Origin of the sequence: Halobellus clavatus (assembly GCF_900107195.1) — an archaeon.
GTDB classification, from domain to species: Archaea; Halobacteriota; Halobacteria; order Halobacteriales; family Haloferacaceae; genus Haloquadratum; species Haloquadratum clavatum.
Genome location: NZ_FNPB01000007.1, coordinates 1 through 15,109, shown reverse-complemented (window position 1 = coordinate 15,109; position 15,109 = coordinate 1). Strand labels below are relative to the sequence as shown.

At 59.3% G+C, this 15,109-nt stretch carries 16 protein-coding genes and 1 pseudogene; 3 read left to right on the top strand and 14 right to left on the bottom strand.

All coding sequences use genetic code 11. From position 1 onward, the window contains the following. Positions 1–73: 73 nt before the first annotated feature. On the bottom strand, positions 74–334 hold the full coding sequence (locus BLU74_RS11015; protein WP_089767343.1) for a HalOD1 output domain-containing protein: 261 nt from the start codon (positions 332–334) through the stop codon (positions 74–76). A gap of 121 nt (positions 335–455) precedes the next feature. Here BLU74_RS11015 and BLU74_RS11010 point away from each other — a divergent pair, with 121 nt between their 5' ends. Beyond that, positions 456–716, top strand: coding sequence for a winged helix-turn-helix domain-containing protein (locus BLU74_RS11010; RefSeq protein WP_089767342.1), 261 nt, complete (start codon positions 456–458; stop codon positions 714–716). Positions 717–718: 2 nt separating this feature from the next. On the opposite strand, the gene BLU74_RS11005 is transcribed toward BLU74_RS11010, so the two are convergent. From BLU74_RS11005 to BLU74_RS10985, 5 genes are all read right to left on the bottom strand, one after another. Beyond that, the gene (locus BLU74_RS11005; RefSeq protein ID WP_089767341.1) at positions 719–1,228 is read right to left on the bottom strand and encodes a PIN domain-containing protein; all 510 of its coding nucleotides are present in this window, start codon (positions 1,226–1,228) and stop codon (positions 719–721) included. Next, on the bottom strand, positions 1,225–1,824 hold the full coding sequence (locus BLU74_RS11000; RefSeq protein WP_089767340.1) for a DUF7437 domain-containing protein: 600 nt from the start codon (positions 1,822–1,824) through the stop codon (positions 1,225–1,227). The genes BLU74_RS11005 and BLU74_RS11000 overlap by 4 nt, the downstream gene beginning before the upstream one ends. Before the next feature lie 49 nt (positions 1,825–1,873). Further along, the gene (locus BLU74_RS10995; protein ID WP_089767339.1) at positions 1,874–2,209 is read right to left on the bottom strand and encodes a DUF7558 family protein; all 336 of its coding nucleotides are present in this window, start codon (positions 2,207–2,209) and stop codon (positions 1,874–1,876) included. Further along, the gene (locus BLU74_RS10990; protein ID WP_089767338.1) at positions 2,209–2,499 is read right to left on the bottom strand and encodes a DUF8069 family protein; all 291 of its coding nucleotides are present in this window, start codon (positions 2,497–2,499) and stop codon (positions 2,209–2,211) included. The genes BLU74_RS10995 and BLU74_RS10990 overlap by 1 nt, the downstream gene beginning before the upstream one ends. 73 nt (positions 2,500–2,572) lie before the next feature. Then, positions 2,573–3,118: a hypothetical protein gene (locus tag BLU74_RS10985; RefSeq protein ID WP_089767337.1), complete on the bottom strand. Its 546-nt coding sequence runs from the start codon at positions 3,116–3,118 to the stop codon at positions 2,573–2,575. 117 nt (positions 3,119–3,235) lie between these two features. Between BLU74_RS10985 and BLU74_RS18470 the strand changes: the two genes are divergently transcribed. Beyond that, positions 3,236–4,600: a DUF5797 family protein gene (locus BLU74_RS18470; protein ID WP_139175728.1), complete on the top strand. Its 1,365-nt coding sequence runs from the start codon at positions 3,236–3,238 to the stop codon at positions 4,598–4,600. 100 nt (positions 4,601–4,700) lie between these two features. Here BLU74_RS18470 and BLU74_RS10970 read toward each other — a convergent pair whose 3' ends face one another. From BLU74_RS10970 to BLU74_RS10960, 4 genes are all read right to left on the bottom strand, one after another. Continuing rightward, a complete protein-coding gene (locus BLU74_RS10970) occupies positions 4,701–5,141 on the bottom strand; it encodes a DUF8030 family protein (RefSeq protein WP_089767334.1) in 441 nt (146 codons plus the stop codon). 700 nt (positions 5,142–5,841) lie between these two features. Continuing rightward, on the bottom strand, positions 5,842–6,297 hold the full coding sequence (locus BLU74_RS18465; RefSeq protein WP_139175726.1) for a hypothetical protein: 456 nt from the start codon (positions 6,295–6,297) through the stop codon (positions 5,842–5,844). Then, complete coding sequence (locus BLU74_RS10965) at positions 6,290–7,315, bottom strand: phospholipase D-like domain-containing protein (RefSeq protein WP_089767333.1); 1,026 nt, start codon at positions 7,313–7,315, stop codon at positions 6,290–6,292. The genes BLU74_RS18465 and BLU74_RS10965 overlap by 8 nt, the downstream gene beginning before the upstream one ends. A gap of 9 nt (positions 7,316–7,324) precedes the next feature. Next, positions 7,325–7,807: a hypothetical protein gene (locus BLU74_RS10960; RefSeq protein WP_089767332.1), complete on the bottom strand. Its 483-nt coding sequence runs from the start codon at positions 7,805–7,807 to the stop codon at positions 7,325–7,327. Positions 7,808–7,863: 56 nt separating this feature from the next. On the opposite strand from BLU74_RS10960, the gene BLU74_RS10955 reads away from it, so the two are divergent. Continuing rightward, complete coding sequence (locus tag BLU74_RS10955; RefSeq protein WP_139175724.1) at positions 7,864–8,508, top strand: hypothetical protein; 645 nt, start codon at positions 7,864–7,866, stop codon at positions 8,506–8,508. 77 nt (positions 8,509–8,585) lie between these two features. Here the strand turns inward: BLU74_RS10955 and BLU74_RS10950 are convergent, their stop codons facing one another. The 4 genes and pseudogenes from BLU74_RS10950 to BLU74_RS10935 all read right to left on the bottom strand — a co-directional run. After that, entirely contained in the window at positions 8,586–10,112 is a 1,527-nt protein-coding gene (locus tag BLU74_RS10950) for a primase-associated protein (RefSeq protein WP_089767330.1), read from the bottom strand. Beyond that, positions 10,109–10,993, bottom strand: coding sequence for a bifunctional DNA primase/polymerase (locus tag BLU74_RS10945; RefSeq protein WP_089767329.1), 885 nt, complete (start codon positions 10,991–10,993; stop codon positions 10,109–10,111). Before BLU74_RS10945 ends, BLU74_RS10950 begins: the two co-directional genes overlap by 4 nt. Next, positions 10,990–14,814 carry a hypothetical protein gene (locus tag BLU74_RS10940; protein ID WP_089767328.1) on the bottom strand — a complete coding sequence of 1,275 codons (3,825 nt, stop codon included), beginning with the start codon at positions 14,812–14,814 and terminating at the stop codon, positions 10,990–10,992. The genes BLU74_RS10945 and BLU74_RS10940 overlap by 4 nt, the downstream gene beginning before the upstream one ends. Beyond that, positions 14,807–15,109, bottom strand: a pseudogene (locus tag BLU74_RS10935) (VirB4 family type IV secretion system protein); the annotation flags it as partial. The pseudogene BLU74_RS10935 and the gene BLU74_RS10940, both read right to left, overlap by 8 nt.

Sequence of the window (15,109 nt, the reverse complement as noted above, 5' to 3'; positions counted from 1 at the left end):
CGCAGCGGTGGTCGCGGGACGTCGAGCGGCCGAGGGCTTTCGAGAGTAATCGCTATCTCAACTGCTGCGGTCGTTATTCGTCGACCGAGTCGGACTCGTCCTCGACGATGACGTCCACACCGTCCGGTGAGACAGAAAGGGGAATCCCCTCGACAGTGAACTGAACGACGATCTCCTCATCGGCGGAGGCAATCAGCTGTTCGAGCGCACCCGGGTCCACGTAATCGTGGAGCTGATAGGTGTCGTCCTCGAGCCCACACGCTTCCAGTGTCTCGATGATCTCGACGAGGAGGTCACTCGATCCATCCGAACTGCCGATGGACGGGGAATGCATCTGTATGCTCGACGCTTAAGGTGGCTGGCGCTTAAAACGTTTGGAGTCAACCACAGAAGCGTAACGCTTTGCTACTTGACTTAGCGCGTTTGGGATAGCGTCGGCGCAACCAGAAGCGATTATGCGCTTTGACGCCGACTGGATGTCTCGCGCTGATGACCGCATTCTGGAGCATCTCTCTGAGGACGGCCCTGACACCCCGAAGGAAATGGCGGACAGCGATCGCGTGCGCTTCTCCCGGCAACACATCAACGCTCGCTGCAAGACGCTGGTCGAATATGGCCTCCTCGTCCACCTGGGCAACGGCGTTTACGACATCACTCGCCAAGGAAAAGCGTATCTCGCCGGTGAGCTCGACGCTCGTGATCTCGACCCCGAGTAGCGTCAGCCGTCTCCGGCGACCAGATCCTCGATGAACCGGAATCCGTTCACGAACGTCACTGAATCCCCGTACCCCTCACTCCCGAGTACGGTTTCAGCCCCCTCCCCAGCCGCAATATCGGTCGTGTAGATGTAGACCTCGGTTGCTGTCCCGGCACTGAGATGCTGGGCGGCTAGCGCAGCGAGGGCGGCGTCGGCACGCTCGACCTCGTCCGCGGGCCGGTCGTCGGCGTTCGCGATGTACCGCTGGACGCCGTCCATCGCCCGTGAGACGATGGGCTCTGAAAACTCGAGCGACGGCGCGACTGTCGCCCAGCCCTCGTCAATCGCGGCGTCAATCGGCACCTCCTCCACGTTGGGGTCGTCGACGGTCAGCTCCTCGTACACTCGTTCGGGGAGTACGAAGGTGACGTCTTTCCGGCGAGCGAACCGCCGAACGGCCTGGTACCGACTGTTCGACGGCTGCCCCATCGCGACGAACAGGCCGGTGTCGGCGATGTGGAGCCGGCTCACGCGTCGTCAGCTGCGTCGCCGTCGTCGATGTTCAACTCGTCGAGTCCCGCTCCTGCCGCCTCGATGTTGTAGTGCTCATGGACAACGGGCCGGAGCGCTTGGAGGATCAGCTCCGCGGCCAGCGGGGAGATGTCGAGGTCCTCCGCCATCAGCCGGTGGGTCACCTCGCCGCGCTCGCGAGCGACCGCGTAGGTGAGCGCGGTCGCGAGGCCGGCGACGCCGTGCCGGTCGATGTACGTGTCGATATCGGCGTCCGTCTCACGGCGGCCGACGGCGTCGATGAGCGCCGGCGTGATCGTGTACTCGCGGTCGCCAGCAGCCGTGGTCACGGTCAGGTCGATCTCCCGGGCGGCGTACCGACGTGGCTGCCCGTCGTCGGTGACGTCGACGACGCCGGCGTCGACGAGCCGGTTGACGTAGCTGTAGGCGGTCCCCTGGGCAAGTTCGAGGTCGTCCATCACGTCCTGGACCGTCGCCTCGCCTTCCCGAGCGAGGTACGCGTACAGCTGAGCCAGCTGTGGCTCCTCGAGGAGGTCCGCGACCGAGAGGAAGTCGCGGACGATGTCGCCGTCGGCGCGGTTTGATGTGCGTGACACGGGTCGTTCTTGATTACAGTTTACAGCGAATCAGTAAAGAGTGTTTGGGTCACTCCGCCGGCGTCGCGACGAGATGCCCCTCGAGATCGCGCGTCCAGTACGTCGCGAGCCCGCCCGGACTACAGCGGGCGCACAGCTGCAACGGGCCTTCCAGATGCCCCAGTTCGACCCGGAATCGGGTGAGTGCCGCAAGTGTGTCGACGACCAGTCCACAGCCGTCACAGGCGACGTGATCGCACTCGTCGGGATCCGGCTCCGTCTGAATCGCGCAGTCCACGCAGATCGGGTGGGTGACCCGCTCGTCTTGCCCCCAGGTGTGGGCCTCGCCAGTCTCGGTACCAGGCGGGGCGTCGCAAAACGCACAGCCGACGAGGGTCTGCTGCATCACTCGCACTCCGCGTCGGCGTCGCGGCCGACCGTCCAGCCACGGTGGAAGACGGCCAACTGCGTTGTCGAGTCGAACGCCGTACCGCTCGGCTCGTGAACCAGAACTTGGTCCTCGGGAACCGAAGTGACGACGTCCGCATCGACGAGATCGCTGACCAGGCGCTGGGCCGTCGTGTCGTCGATGTCCGCCGTGTCGACGCTGGTGGCGTCGCGGTCTTGGGCGAGCAGTTCTTTCTCGAACTGTTCGTAGTCGCGACTCGTGTCGTCGTGAGGATCGGGACCAGGCATGGTGAGTCACGCAGCGCACGCTGTTGCGCGCTGCACGCCTCCCGGCGCCGACAAACAGTCAGGGCGGACAGGGTCAGTCCGGTCGCGGGTCGCGATAGCCGATGACGGCGACGTCGTCGATGAACAGGACGCCCTTCATGAAGTCGAGCTTTGTCAGGCTGTGCTGGTAGAGGTTATGCCGACCAAGGTAGTTCACCGGCACCACCAGACAGCCGAACTCGATCTTCGGCCGGCCGTCCTTCTTGGTGCGGTACCCCTTCTGGAACTTGAGGAGATCGTCGCTGACGTTCTTCCGTTCGCTCTTCTCGACCTCGATGGCGATGCGGTCGTCGGCGTCGTAGAGGTCGACGCTGTAGTTAAACCCTTGATGCGACCAGAGCTTGCAGTTCGGGTTGTAGCCCCCGGCGGCATCCCCTTCGTACTCGTACTGCGAGAGGCCGTCGGCGATTGCAGCATCGAACCCGCCGACCTCCGTGTGTTTCGTCGAGCCGTCGAAGACGCTTGCTGGGACGGCCTCGACGGCCGACCGAATCGAAGCCAACGAATCATCCGGAAACGCATCGGACGAGGTTTGGGTGCGGCGCTCGCTCAGTTTGGTGACCTCCTCGACGACGACCATATCTTCTGTAATTCGTAGCCATCCCGATAAAATACTACTCTATACCCCACTGCAGTCCGGTTCTCTTGGAGGATACAGTAGAAAGACTGATGTTTGCCCTCAAGTCAGTAGGCAACCATGACCTCTCCTCTCTTTGAACTTGATGAAGATGAAATCCGGCCGAGAACTAAAAAACAGGTTCAAAAGCTAATCGGGGATACTTCTGGGGAATTCTACATCTATGTTTTGGAATGTCAGTCTGAGATATCTCTTCGACGTCCTTTGGTTGGATTTGATGGGAAAGCAATTCAGAACGCTGTACAGGCGGGCGAAGATTCCTGGTTGGAGCTTCCAGCAAAAATACGCCCCCCGATGGGCGGACACGAATCGAACTTTCCAAAGTGGGTGGAACAGGCTGTGGAAGCAGATGAGGTCTATTATGTGGGCCAGACCAGAGATCCTGTTAACCGGATTGTAGAGCACGCAACTGCGGGAGAAAAATCAGCCAACGCGACACGACTGTTCCCCCCGAAGTCCCTCATCCATATTGAGGCAGCTGATTCCTGGGAAGAAGCGAACGCATTAGAGGATCTCATTTCTGATTTCATTACCTTTGGATGTGAAATTGAAAGCCAGAATTACACTGACTACGGGAAAATCCCGGAACGAATCCCAGATCGGCTAATGACTTTCGCAAACTCTGATAGCATGGGCCTGGAGATCGAAAATGGCCGAAATATCCGCTCATTCCATGCTGCACCGAATGATTACTGGACTGCCAACCTTCTGTATCATCTTAGGGAACTTCCGTTCAAAATCGATGGGTGGGAAGTTGCTGAAGAATTCGACATTTACCCGATAAAAGAGTCGATCGTAGTTGATTGGTATCTCACCTCCGTCGAAGTCACCGCAGAAAATGAAACGAGTTTCCAATACCAAGAGGATCTCCTGCTCTCACAAATTGATGCGTTTGAGCAGTGGCTGGAGTCTTCACAGGAGTACCCAAGTCGAGGAGATTCAGAGAGTGCTGAGTGGGAAGCAGATGAGGGAATCAACTCAACCGAGGAAGCCCAATATCTCTTTGAAGAGCTTATGGAAATTGGGGAGGGAAGAATTATTCAACCGTTTTTAGAGAAATATCGGAACCGAACGAGAGAACTTCATCCGTCTCCTCTCCGATTTGCCTACTCCGATAAGACACCTAACCTGGCAGTAGAATCTGATGGGAAGATTCCGGCCGAGGAGGCTGAAAAGATAGCGAAAGCCCAACATTCGAGCAAGAATGACGATGATGATACAAGAGAGCTCTCTGACAGAGAAATCTCCCGCTTGCAAGATGTTATTGAACTCTCCCCCACAAGTAACGGAGAACTTCAAAACCGCTGGGGGCTTGACGATAGTGCTGATGTTCACCATTATCTAGAGAGTCATCTATCAGAATGGTATTATCGAGATTCAGAAAGTCGGATTCAGGTCACTGAAGATGCCGAAGAGGTCGTCTAAAGTCTCAACATGAGCCGATGACCCTCTGGTCTGAATCTCGCGGTATCTTCTAACCAACAATAGGCGGTGCAGGTGCCTTTGTGTTGGTTAAGCTCATTCACTACGGCGTTTTGAGTTCTCGAACTGGCTTCACCACGAATGTATCCGGGTCTGTAGCAGGTGCCTCACACGGACGCTTTGTCATCAGGTATGTCGACCGCGTAAGATGGGTGATGAGCTCGTAGCGAACGGTTCGTCGAGGGACGGTGGTCTCGTGCCAGCCCAGCCGGTCGTCGAAGTGCCGTTTCTGGAACTGCTCGCCGACGTCGTCGGCTGCGACGTACTGCGTCCGCGTCGACCGCCCGACCTGCCGGGAAATGAAGACGGCGCCCACAGCCTCGTGCGTGAGCTCGACGAGAGCACACTCCACGAGGGCGACGACCGACGCGTGATCCCGGTCGGTCGGAACCGCCATCTCGAGGTCCGCCCACGGCGCCTCATCGTCGGGGGTAGTTCCTGCGTGATCCGCTGCTCGTGTCTTCCTGCGTTGTTCCGAAGCCATCGTCTATCGGGGGCACGTGATGCGCCCCGCCACCCCCTCGCGGGGGCAACAGACCCCACCGAAACGCACCCTGTCAACCAATACGCTAAATCTGATACTTCCGTAGTTCCGCTACCCCTGTGATGGCCCTCGGCCTGAGAGAGCCGGCGGCCTTCGCACATTGCATATCGCTTCTTTCTTTGGACGAAAACCGCGATTTGCAAGGCGAAATGACGGACTTAAATTGCAGAAGAACCCCGTCGGGCCGATTTGAGAGCGTAGAAAGTACCTCGACGAGTTCGGGACTAATACTGGAGTCACAAAATTTGCTCGACGAGGGGGTAATGAAGGTGATTTCGGATGTATCTGAATTTCACCGGGCCGCTGCTTCAGCTGTTCTGAGTCTCTCGAGGCTCCTCGGCTCGGTACTTCGAATCGTGAAACACCCCGATTCCCTCGATTTCGGTTGTGTTAGCCGCTGAAAATTGCGCGACGGGGATTCAGTAGGATCTTTTTCTACTATTTGACGGAATTGTTATAATCCATTGGTTGTGGGGGATTGCAGATGATATGCTGAATAACAGACGTACCCCCGAAGAAGATCCCCTCGGAATAGATGAATCGAAGCGATCGGTACAGAGACTTTAGAATGAACGGGATGGTATTCGAAAGTAACCTTATCGCAATCCTCGAAACATCATCGAATAGCCAACGGAGTAACTCAGCGACAGATTGGGCAAACGCCATCCCGGTCTGCCTCCACTGCAAAGCGGAAAGAACATTCACCGCAGATAACCTCCTCAGTCATCACATCCAGCTGCCAGGATGGGATATGAGTACCGCCAAAATCTACACTCCCAGTCTCTACCTCAAAATCGATTAGGCCGCCGCCATCCAGATCGTCAAAGGCCTCTGAAAAGACCTCCTCCGTGACATCAGATGCTAATTGAAGGGTTTCATCACGTCCGATAGCCTCCCAGTATGCCCTTTGCTCACCAGTCAAGAAACGGTCCAAGCGATCGATGAACTTGCAGTAGGGACACCGCAGATTAAGGTAACATTTGTCCTCAACAGTCGGAAGATGAACCCTGAATTTTCCCTCACAGCGAGGGCATTGCCGCCCTGTCATTCCATCTTCACTTCTCGGCAAGGCGATTGTGACTGGCTTACTAACCATTAACCTGCTCACCTTGCTCCCAAGCCTCCTGGAAGGTCTCCATCGTCGACTCCAGATTCACAGGTCTGACCTCGCTGACCGTATGCTGAGTATCTCCTGCATCTTTGAAGGACTGATCCCACGTCCATCCCTCGATTTCGTCCCTCACAAGATACCGGGCATGGAACAATCGGGCTTCGAAATCGTAGTACTCGACATACCTTACGTCAACCTCGCCGGATCTGCCTTCCGAAAAGTCAGCTACCAAGCCGCGGTACTCGTCTTCATCATCGAACGCTCTCTCCGATGTGAGAATTTCAATATCGACCGTGTCCGGAACTCCCTCCAAAAGATCGTAGGCAGGCTCTTTGAAGTACCAGTCGACGATAGTGATCTTCTCTTGGGCGACCTCGACTACGCTCTGGAACAGGTTTTGGGCCTTTTCGGGTTCATTTGGTCCTACCGAATGCTGTGTCCACCGTGTCAGCGGCTGCGTATTCGGAATGGAGGTTCCTTCCTCCACGTATAGTTCGTACTTGTTCCGACCTCTTCCCGTTATTTCCACTCCCCGGTAAGTGGCCTCAGGCCTGGATCCAACAGCTGCGTCGACGAGTTCCTTCAGATCGAGGTATCCAATCGCAGGGAGAACTCGGTCCTCGTCGACATCCAGTTCTTCAGCTATGTCTTCGCTAGAGAGCTTAGCCGAGCCGAACGGGTGTTCGCGGTCGGTTTCATACAGCAGCTGTAGTATATCGTACCGGATTTCGTCCTCTAAGACGGTGTCATAGCCGTCTTGATCCAACCTCTCGATTCCTTCCGCAGTTAGCTCCATTCCGTGGACGCCGCCCATCGAGACATCGAAGCCGATCTGCCTCTCATCTCTCAAGCGGACAAGGTTGTAATCGATTTCGTTCCGGTCAACCTCGTCCAGTTTTTCGTAGAGGCCTTCTGTACCTGCCCTGTCGAGGACTGATTCCTCGAACTTGTCGTAGACGTACTTCAGAATCTCTCGACGGACTTTCCGGTCGGATTCATTCATGCTCTGGGGTCAGTAGTTCTCTTTGCGGAGATTGTTGACCGCGTACTGTAGTTCCTCGACATCGTCAGCAAGATTCTCGATGTCTTCTTCTATGCTACTGAACTTGCGTGGATAGACGTCCTGAATCTTGGCAAGCGGGGAAACCGGTTCCTTGTCCGAGTTTGTGAAGTAGACCGTGCCGACATCGGCGTTGTCATACCCTATGACCTTCCATTCGATGAAGTTTCGCCACCCGAGATCTTCCAGTTTCATCGCGATACGGGACTTGATCAGTCCATACGTCTCCTCGTCAACTTCTTCGAGTGCCTGCTCTTCGTCGATGCCGTCTAATAGGAACAGGGCATCCGCCTCGTCTTCGATAATGTGATTTGTTATCTCTTCTAGCGTGAAGGCCTGCTCGTCGTTGTTACGTAGAAGGTCGGTGATGTGGACTTCAAGCGGATCTAGTAGGCGGCCTTCCTTCCACTCTTCAGAATCTACGTCGATTGGCATACCCGAATAGACCGAGGATGGACTTATAAACCATTTCCCGTAGACATATTCAGGTGATGGCTGGAACAGCAACAGAGCTCCATATCTCCGGCGGGAATCATATTACTCTCCCTTCCCGGAGAAAGGACTCAGCTGCTAATAATTTCGATCGGCTTGATGTCATCTTTGTCGAGGCTCCTTTGGCGAAGAGGCCTGGGAAATTTGAGCACCTGTCGAACTTGGTCATGGTTCCTCTATTGGTCGCCGCTCTCTACTTGATGCTATTGGGCCAGAAATTGTTCAGGATCGCAGGCCTCCATGATTCCCATCTCGTATACGACTTAGCGGAGGAATACGACGCGGAGATCGTTGAGGTGGACATGGATCTTTTCGATGTGATTGATGAGTACCGGCTGCTGTGGATGCTGGTTCACCATGGCATCGTGATGTTGGCGATATTCGCTTTGCCGAAGGTAGTCGCGACGTTTCAGTGGGTGCCAATCCCTGTACTTGTCCCCTCCGTCTTTGTCGCCGCTGCCGTTCTGATATTCGGTGCTTTCGCCACGGGGACGATGGCTGCCAGAGACATGAGGATGGCCTACGACGTTAAGGAGTACAGCGAGGAGAACCCTGTTGAGGATGCATTGCTTGTTATCGGTGCTCTTCACCGTGCCGGGGTGAAGAAACGTCTCCAAGACTCCACGCAGGTTCAGATAGCTTGAGTCAGTCAGAGGAATTGAAGACGGTCTTTCAGCCAGTGATGTAGGTCAAGAACGGAAAAAGATAGAAATTCTGTAATTCAGAACTGCTCTGAGAGACCCGCCGATTCCTCGTCGACTTGCTCGTACATCTCATCCGGGAACGGGAGGCTACCCCAGATCGAGTAGGGACATTGGTCCTGGCCGATGCAGTAGCGCTGCATATCGTCGTTATCGCAGTTCATCGGCAACGGGGTGTCTCCGCCGATCGTGTTCGAGAACTCGTAGCGGACTTGGTACTCAGTTTCCTGCTCGTCGTACCACGGCCACCTGGAGAAGACGTCCTTGAGGTCCGCGACGATCTCGTCGAGGCTGCTGTCTTGGTACTGCGGGAGCCACATCACCATCCGCGCAAAGTTGTAGAGGTCCTTCCGGACGGGCTTCTTCTCGTGTAGCCGCTCCTCCATATTCGCCATACAGGGGAGTTCGAAGAGGTCCTCGATCTCTCGCACTTCGATTTGTTCGGCGCCGGTTCCGGCTCGTCCGATTCGGTACGTATTGACGCGCCCGTCGCGGTCGATCGTGACGGCCGAGTGGGACTCGTGGTCGGCCAGCGTCTTCGCGAGACTGCTCGGACTCGATATCCAGTCCGTTACAGAGGATTCCCACTCGTCCTCGGCGTCGTACGCTTCGACCGCTCTGTAGAGCTCCTTCGCCGTGTGGAACTCACCCTTTTGCGCGACGTCGTCGGGGGCGTCACTAAGAGCCCGTCGGAGGACGCGGATCGTCCGTTCCCCACGGTCCCAGTTCCGCCAGATTCGCTCGTGATGACCGGTCTCGAGGAAGCGGTCGATCCGCTCCGTAATCGCCGACTCGTTCGTGGTCAGCCACGATAGCTGGTCGTCGGAGAGTCCGTCTTCTTGCACCCGCAGGAGCTTCTTGAACGCCCGCTCAGCGTAGTCACGATACTTGCTGTCGAAATCACCGACCGGGACGTACAGGTTGTTGTCCTTCACTCGCGTCAGTATCTCCCCGCCATCGTCACTCCCCGTCGATGACTCGCCCTCCGCTCGAACGAGACATTTGCGTGACGCCGCCGCCATCGGGATTTCGAGGTACAGGCCCTCCCCGAACTCCGGCATCTCTGTGATGCCCGTACAGACCCGACCCGGATGCGGGCCATCTTCACCGGGCTCCTTGCTGTACAGCACGTCGGCGATGTCCTGTTGGAGCGACCCATCGCCGTGGGCGCGGATGAGGGAGGCGAGATTGTTGACGTACAGCTCCCGGATGTCGTAGAGCACCTGGATGTTCCGGGGCGACGCGTGCTCAAACTTCGGGTGCTCTTTCACACAGATCGCACTCAACGTCGCGAGCACGGCGAGCGTCCCCGGCTCGTCGACAAACGGCTCCTCGGCGGCGTCGGCACGAACCTGCTCTTTGAACGCTGCCGTCCCGAACCGCTCGACGTCGTTCACGAGGTCCTCGGGTTGGTCCTCGCCGTCGACGACGTATTGGTTGTAGCCACGCGTAAACAGCTGGTTGATGCGGGTCTCACCGTACTCCAGCGGGAGTGCCGTAACCCGATACGCCATGTCCTCGTCGTCGGTGGGGGTACTCGGACTCATTCGTCGATCACCTCGGGTGTCGCCGACCGAACGTCGAACGCCGGGCTTTCGATTGGTTGAACGATGCTACAGACGTCGGCGTGCAGCGAGTAGGGCAGGCGAGCGACACGCCGGCGGTCGGCCGTCACGACGGGGTCGATCGGGATGTCGTACGTCTCGAGGAGGAGGTCGTTCAACACCTCGCGACTCTGCTCGTCGTATCGGTACGCCGGGTCGGTATCCAGCAGGTAGACGTGGACCCCCTGCCCGCTGTAGACGACCATCGTCTCCTCGGCGTCGAAATCGTCCTCGAAGATGTCGCGCACCTTGAATCCGTACTCGATGGCGCGGTCGATGTCTTCGAAGGCGTACGGATACCCCTCGGGAGCGGCGTCGAGGATCCCCGCAGCGTCGAGGAGCGCATCGTCGTCCTGATCATCGACGGCCGCCGACACCATCTCGTCCGCTCGGTCTCGGGCGATCTCCTTGGCGTCGATGTCGACGAGGAGGACCCACGGTCGTTCCCAGTGATCCAGCGCGTAGTAGACGGCGTCGGGCCGTGGGTCCGGTTTCTCCAGCACCTCCGGATCAGCAAGCGCGAACTCGCTCCGCCCCAGCGGGTCGTTGCGAGCTGGGTGTCGAATGAACTCAACGACGTCCTCGAAGTCGTCGAACTCGGGCGTCGTTCGGTCGCCCGACGCATCTGTTTGCCACGTATCCCGCCGGATGAAGTCCTTGGCCGGCACCTCGTCTTTGCGCACCGGATGGGACTCGCGGAAGGCGACGGCGTACTGTTTCGGGCCGGTCGCCGTGATGAATTCCGGCAGGTCATCCAGATAGCGGGGGAACTCCTCGGCGTAGTAGGCGTAAATCTCCTCGCGGGTCGCCTGTCGCCAGGTCATTGGTTGAGTTCTTGGTCGAGATTTTTGAAGCCCCGAACGGTGGTCAGGCCCGCAGCATCGAAGTCGTCGACGGCGTCTCTGATGGTCGCGAACGACCGTGCCGCCCGCCCGCTGACCCGCTCGTCGATCCGATCCGCGTCGGCAAGGCTCTCCAGGACATCGAGCGCCGTCTCGCGATTGTTGAAGGCCCAGATCGCGTCTGCGTCCACCGCGCTGAGTTTGTCGTAATCCTCGACCGGGGCGTGCCGATTGTTACTCGCGAGCTCTGCTTCGCCGGCCCAGACGAGATCGCCGTCCTCGTCGAAGCCGGCCACGTCCAGTACCGTGCCGTCGTCGGTTTTGTAGTACGGTTCCACGCGACCGACGTCATCCCGCTGCTGGAGCCACAGCTCGAGGAGCCGAACGCCAACCTTGTGTGGCGTTTTCTCGCCGAGGTCGCCCGCTCCTGGTCCCGCTTTCAGTTCTCTCCCGAGGAGGTCTCGACCGTCCGGGAGGACGGTGTAGTACTTGCGCCCGGCCGCGGAGTCCGCTTCCAGGAGGTCCTGCTCCGTGAGCCGCTCCACATGGAGGTCGTCGTAATCGTCCCGAAGCTGGCTCATCCTGTCCAGTAGCGTGTACTCGTCGTCCTCTCGGTTCATCACGTCGAGGACCCGATTCAGGAACCGGACGTCGTCTCGACTGAGCCCGCGTTGGCGGAGTTCGTCATCGGGGACGGGCACGCTGCTTTCCTGGACGGGCGTTGCCCCGTTCTCCGGCTGCGCTGCTTGGTCACCAGCTGACTCCTCGTCCGTCTCGGTGGCCTGCCCGAACAGGGGACTCATCGCTGCCCCGTCTGCATCTGGGTCGCTGTCCGTCTCGGGCTGGGTAGTCGACGTCGATGCGTCCTCGGTCGTCGATTTGCTGATGAACGCGGATTGCTTCGGGTCGGTCGCTGCATCGCCGTCGGCAGTCGAGCCTGTCGTTTCGGCCCCCGAACTCCCCCAGCCAGTCCCCTCTGGGGAAGTACTCACCTCAGTCGGCTCTGTCAGCCCGTACTGGGCCTGTGTCCGCTCGACCATCCGTGGCCGGGACACGGACTCAAAATGGTCTTCCTGGGGCTCTGTGAGCGGCTGATCGCTTTCTGGATGCCCCGGCGCAATCGGGAGGGGCTTCAACGAAAACGGCGGCGGACCAGTCTCCCCGAACGACGGACTCGGGAGCTGGGCGATCCACTCGCCACTTGGGAGCGTGTTGATTCGGTTGCGGAGTTCGGTCGGGCTGAGGTCCTCGTGCGCGAGCGACTCCGCGAGGTCGCGCTCGATCGAGATGTTGCCGATGAGCTTCGTCTTGATGTTGTTCAGCACCTCGTCGTAGGCCCGCTCGTTCCGGTTCCGCACCTGTTCGGGGAACTGCATCACGAGCCCCATACTCAGGCCGAACGACCGGCCCTGCGGCAGGAGCTGCTCGGAGACGAGCTTCGTCGACGCGACCGGCGCCGCCTCCTCGATGATGAGGTTCGTGAGCTTCTCGTAGTCCGTCTGACCGTCGCGACGGCGCACCTGCACGGCGTCCCAGAGGTTGCTCAACAGCAGGAGTGTGATCGCTCGCTGTGCCTCTGGCCGGAGGTCGCCGAGGTCGAAGATGATGGTTGCATCTTCATCGAGGAACTCGCGGAAGTCGAAGCGGTTGTCGACGTACTCGCCGGCTTCGTTCTGCTCGGGGACGTGGCTGAAGATCCGCCGGAGATGTGCGTCCTCTTTGAGCTTGTCGAGACGGTTCCCGACGGCGTCCATCGAGACCTGGAATTGGTGGTTGTCCTTCGCGAAGTGGCGCGTCAGCGATTCCTCGATGTTCTGGTTGTCCGCCGAGACCGGGGGAATCGTCTGGTCGCGCTGCATCCGGAGCGCGGCGGCGAAGAGGTCGTCCAGCCCGAACACGTCGGTCCCGTACTCCTCGTCGAACAGCGCCTTGATTAGGTAACTCAGGATCTCGTTCGCGACGAACGCCTGCCCGTACTGCTCGCGACCCATAATCATCCGGAGGATGTCGTGGAAGTGGTCGACCTTGTCCTGAATCGCGTCCTCTCGGTTGCGACCGGCCTCGAGCGCGGGACGGATGTCGAAGAACGAGAACGCGGGGATGGTCTCCGGGACGCGGAAGTGGTAGACGTCGTCCAAGCCACCGAATCGTTCGTAGTGGCAGCGCAGGTAGTTCTCGCACATCCCGTCACCCTTCGGATCGACGAGGACGACAGGGCCACCAGTCGACTCGCGCAGGGAGAGCGCGTCGTTGATGATGGCCTTCGATTTCCCGCCACCAGTCGACGCGAACCGCCCGTAGTGCGTCGGCAACAGGTCCGGCGGGATCCGGATCGGATCCGGTCGCGGCTCCCCGTTATCGTCGAGGGCGTAGCCGATAGCCATCCCGTCCTGGAACTGCTGGATCAGGTCCGGATTGGGCCACGGGAGCGGGTTCCGACTCTGCTGTTCGGCCCTCGTTCCCCTCGTCCCTTCGACGGTCAACTGTTCGGAGGAGGGGACGAGGACGAAGTTCGCGAGCTCCGTCCCGCTGAGGACCAGCTCGGGACGGGTCTTCCCTCGTCCCGTCGTCAACTCGCGATTGAGGAGGCGCTGGAGAGCGGCCCGTGCCTTCTTCTCCTTCGTCTTCTCACGGAAGCCGCTGTCCCGGAGGCGTTGCCCCTCGACCTCGTAGAACGGACCATCAAGCGGGTCGAACACGGGGAGGAGCGAGTCCATCCGGCCATCGAGGTCGTCGCGGGTGTCGTCGGTGGGGACGCCGATGGCCCGGATGTTGACCGTGAACGACCGTTTGGCGTTCTTCGCGTCGATGTACTCGATCCGCTTCTCGACGGCCTCGCTGAGCTGCCGGTCGTCCTGGTCGCTCCGCTGGTCCTCGACCTCGAGCAACGACCCGACGACTTCCTGGAAGAACGTGTCGCGGCCGTCGACGAGGTCCTCTTTCCGCACCTCCGCGTCGGACTGCCAGCTGGCACGCCGTTGAAAGACGACCTGGAACGCGGTCGGCGCTGTCGCCTCCATCAGGTGGTCGATCAGCGACGCCAGCGCCGCGCCGGGTTCGTCGACGGACGAGAGGTCGCCGTCAGTTTCCTCTGCTGTGAACGGCGTCAGCGAGGTCATCCAGTCCTGCTTCCGCGACGCGGCGCCACACCACCGAACCCCGAGCGGCGAGACAGCGTCTTGTGCCGGGCGAGCCAGAATCGTTCCCGCCGGTGTCATCGTCGGCTTCTCGATGGCCCGTCGCTCTTCCTCGTCGTCTGGAAGTGCATCGGGCGGCGCTAGTTCCAGGGCTGAGTCCCCGACAGTCACGTGATGATCAGGGACGCTCGTGGATGCCGTACCGCCGTCGACAACGGGGTCTGCTTCGGCTGACTCGGAGTCCGCTGATTCCTCGTCGACGATGCCGTACTGTTCTGCCGGGCCAAACTCGTACTGCAGCCGCCCGGCCTCGTAGTGGTCGACGAATTCCTGCGGTGTGAACTCGACTGGCTGAATGAGCCGGGCAGCGACGTCGACGTCGACGCGCTCGATGTCGAACGTGGCTGGATAGATGGAACGGAGGCGCTTCTCGAGCGTATCGAGGTGCGCATCGGCCCCGTAGAAGAACTCTACCGGGTCGTCCGGGCCATCACTGATCGCGAGGAACTCGAATCGGGGTGGTGTCTCACTGTGGAGCGGGTTCAGCTTCGCCCCGAGGCCCGACGAGCCGGGCGTGGTCAGCTTGTGGAGACTGTCGAGGACGCGGGAGATACTCTCCGGGTCAAGTCGCTCGGATGTCGGCGTGACGCGCAAGTACTCAGCCATCGTTGGTCTCCTCCGTTGACCCGCCGTCTGGCTCAGCTTCGACGGCGTCTGATTCCTCGTTCAGTTCGCTCGTTTCGTTCGTTCCGTTCGTTGCTCGATGCTCGAGCTCTTCCTGGAACTCCTCCATCTCGGTATCGACGGCTTCGTCGCCGGCGCCGGGCAGTGAGGATCGGACCTGTGAGGTCGGGTCGAAGTCGATGACCTGCTTCTCCTTGGGCATCGCTTTGACCTGGATGCCGCGCCACTCGCCGTCGACGCCCACGAGTGCCTCGGAGAAGCCGGCGTCCTCGTTGCC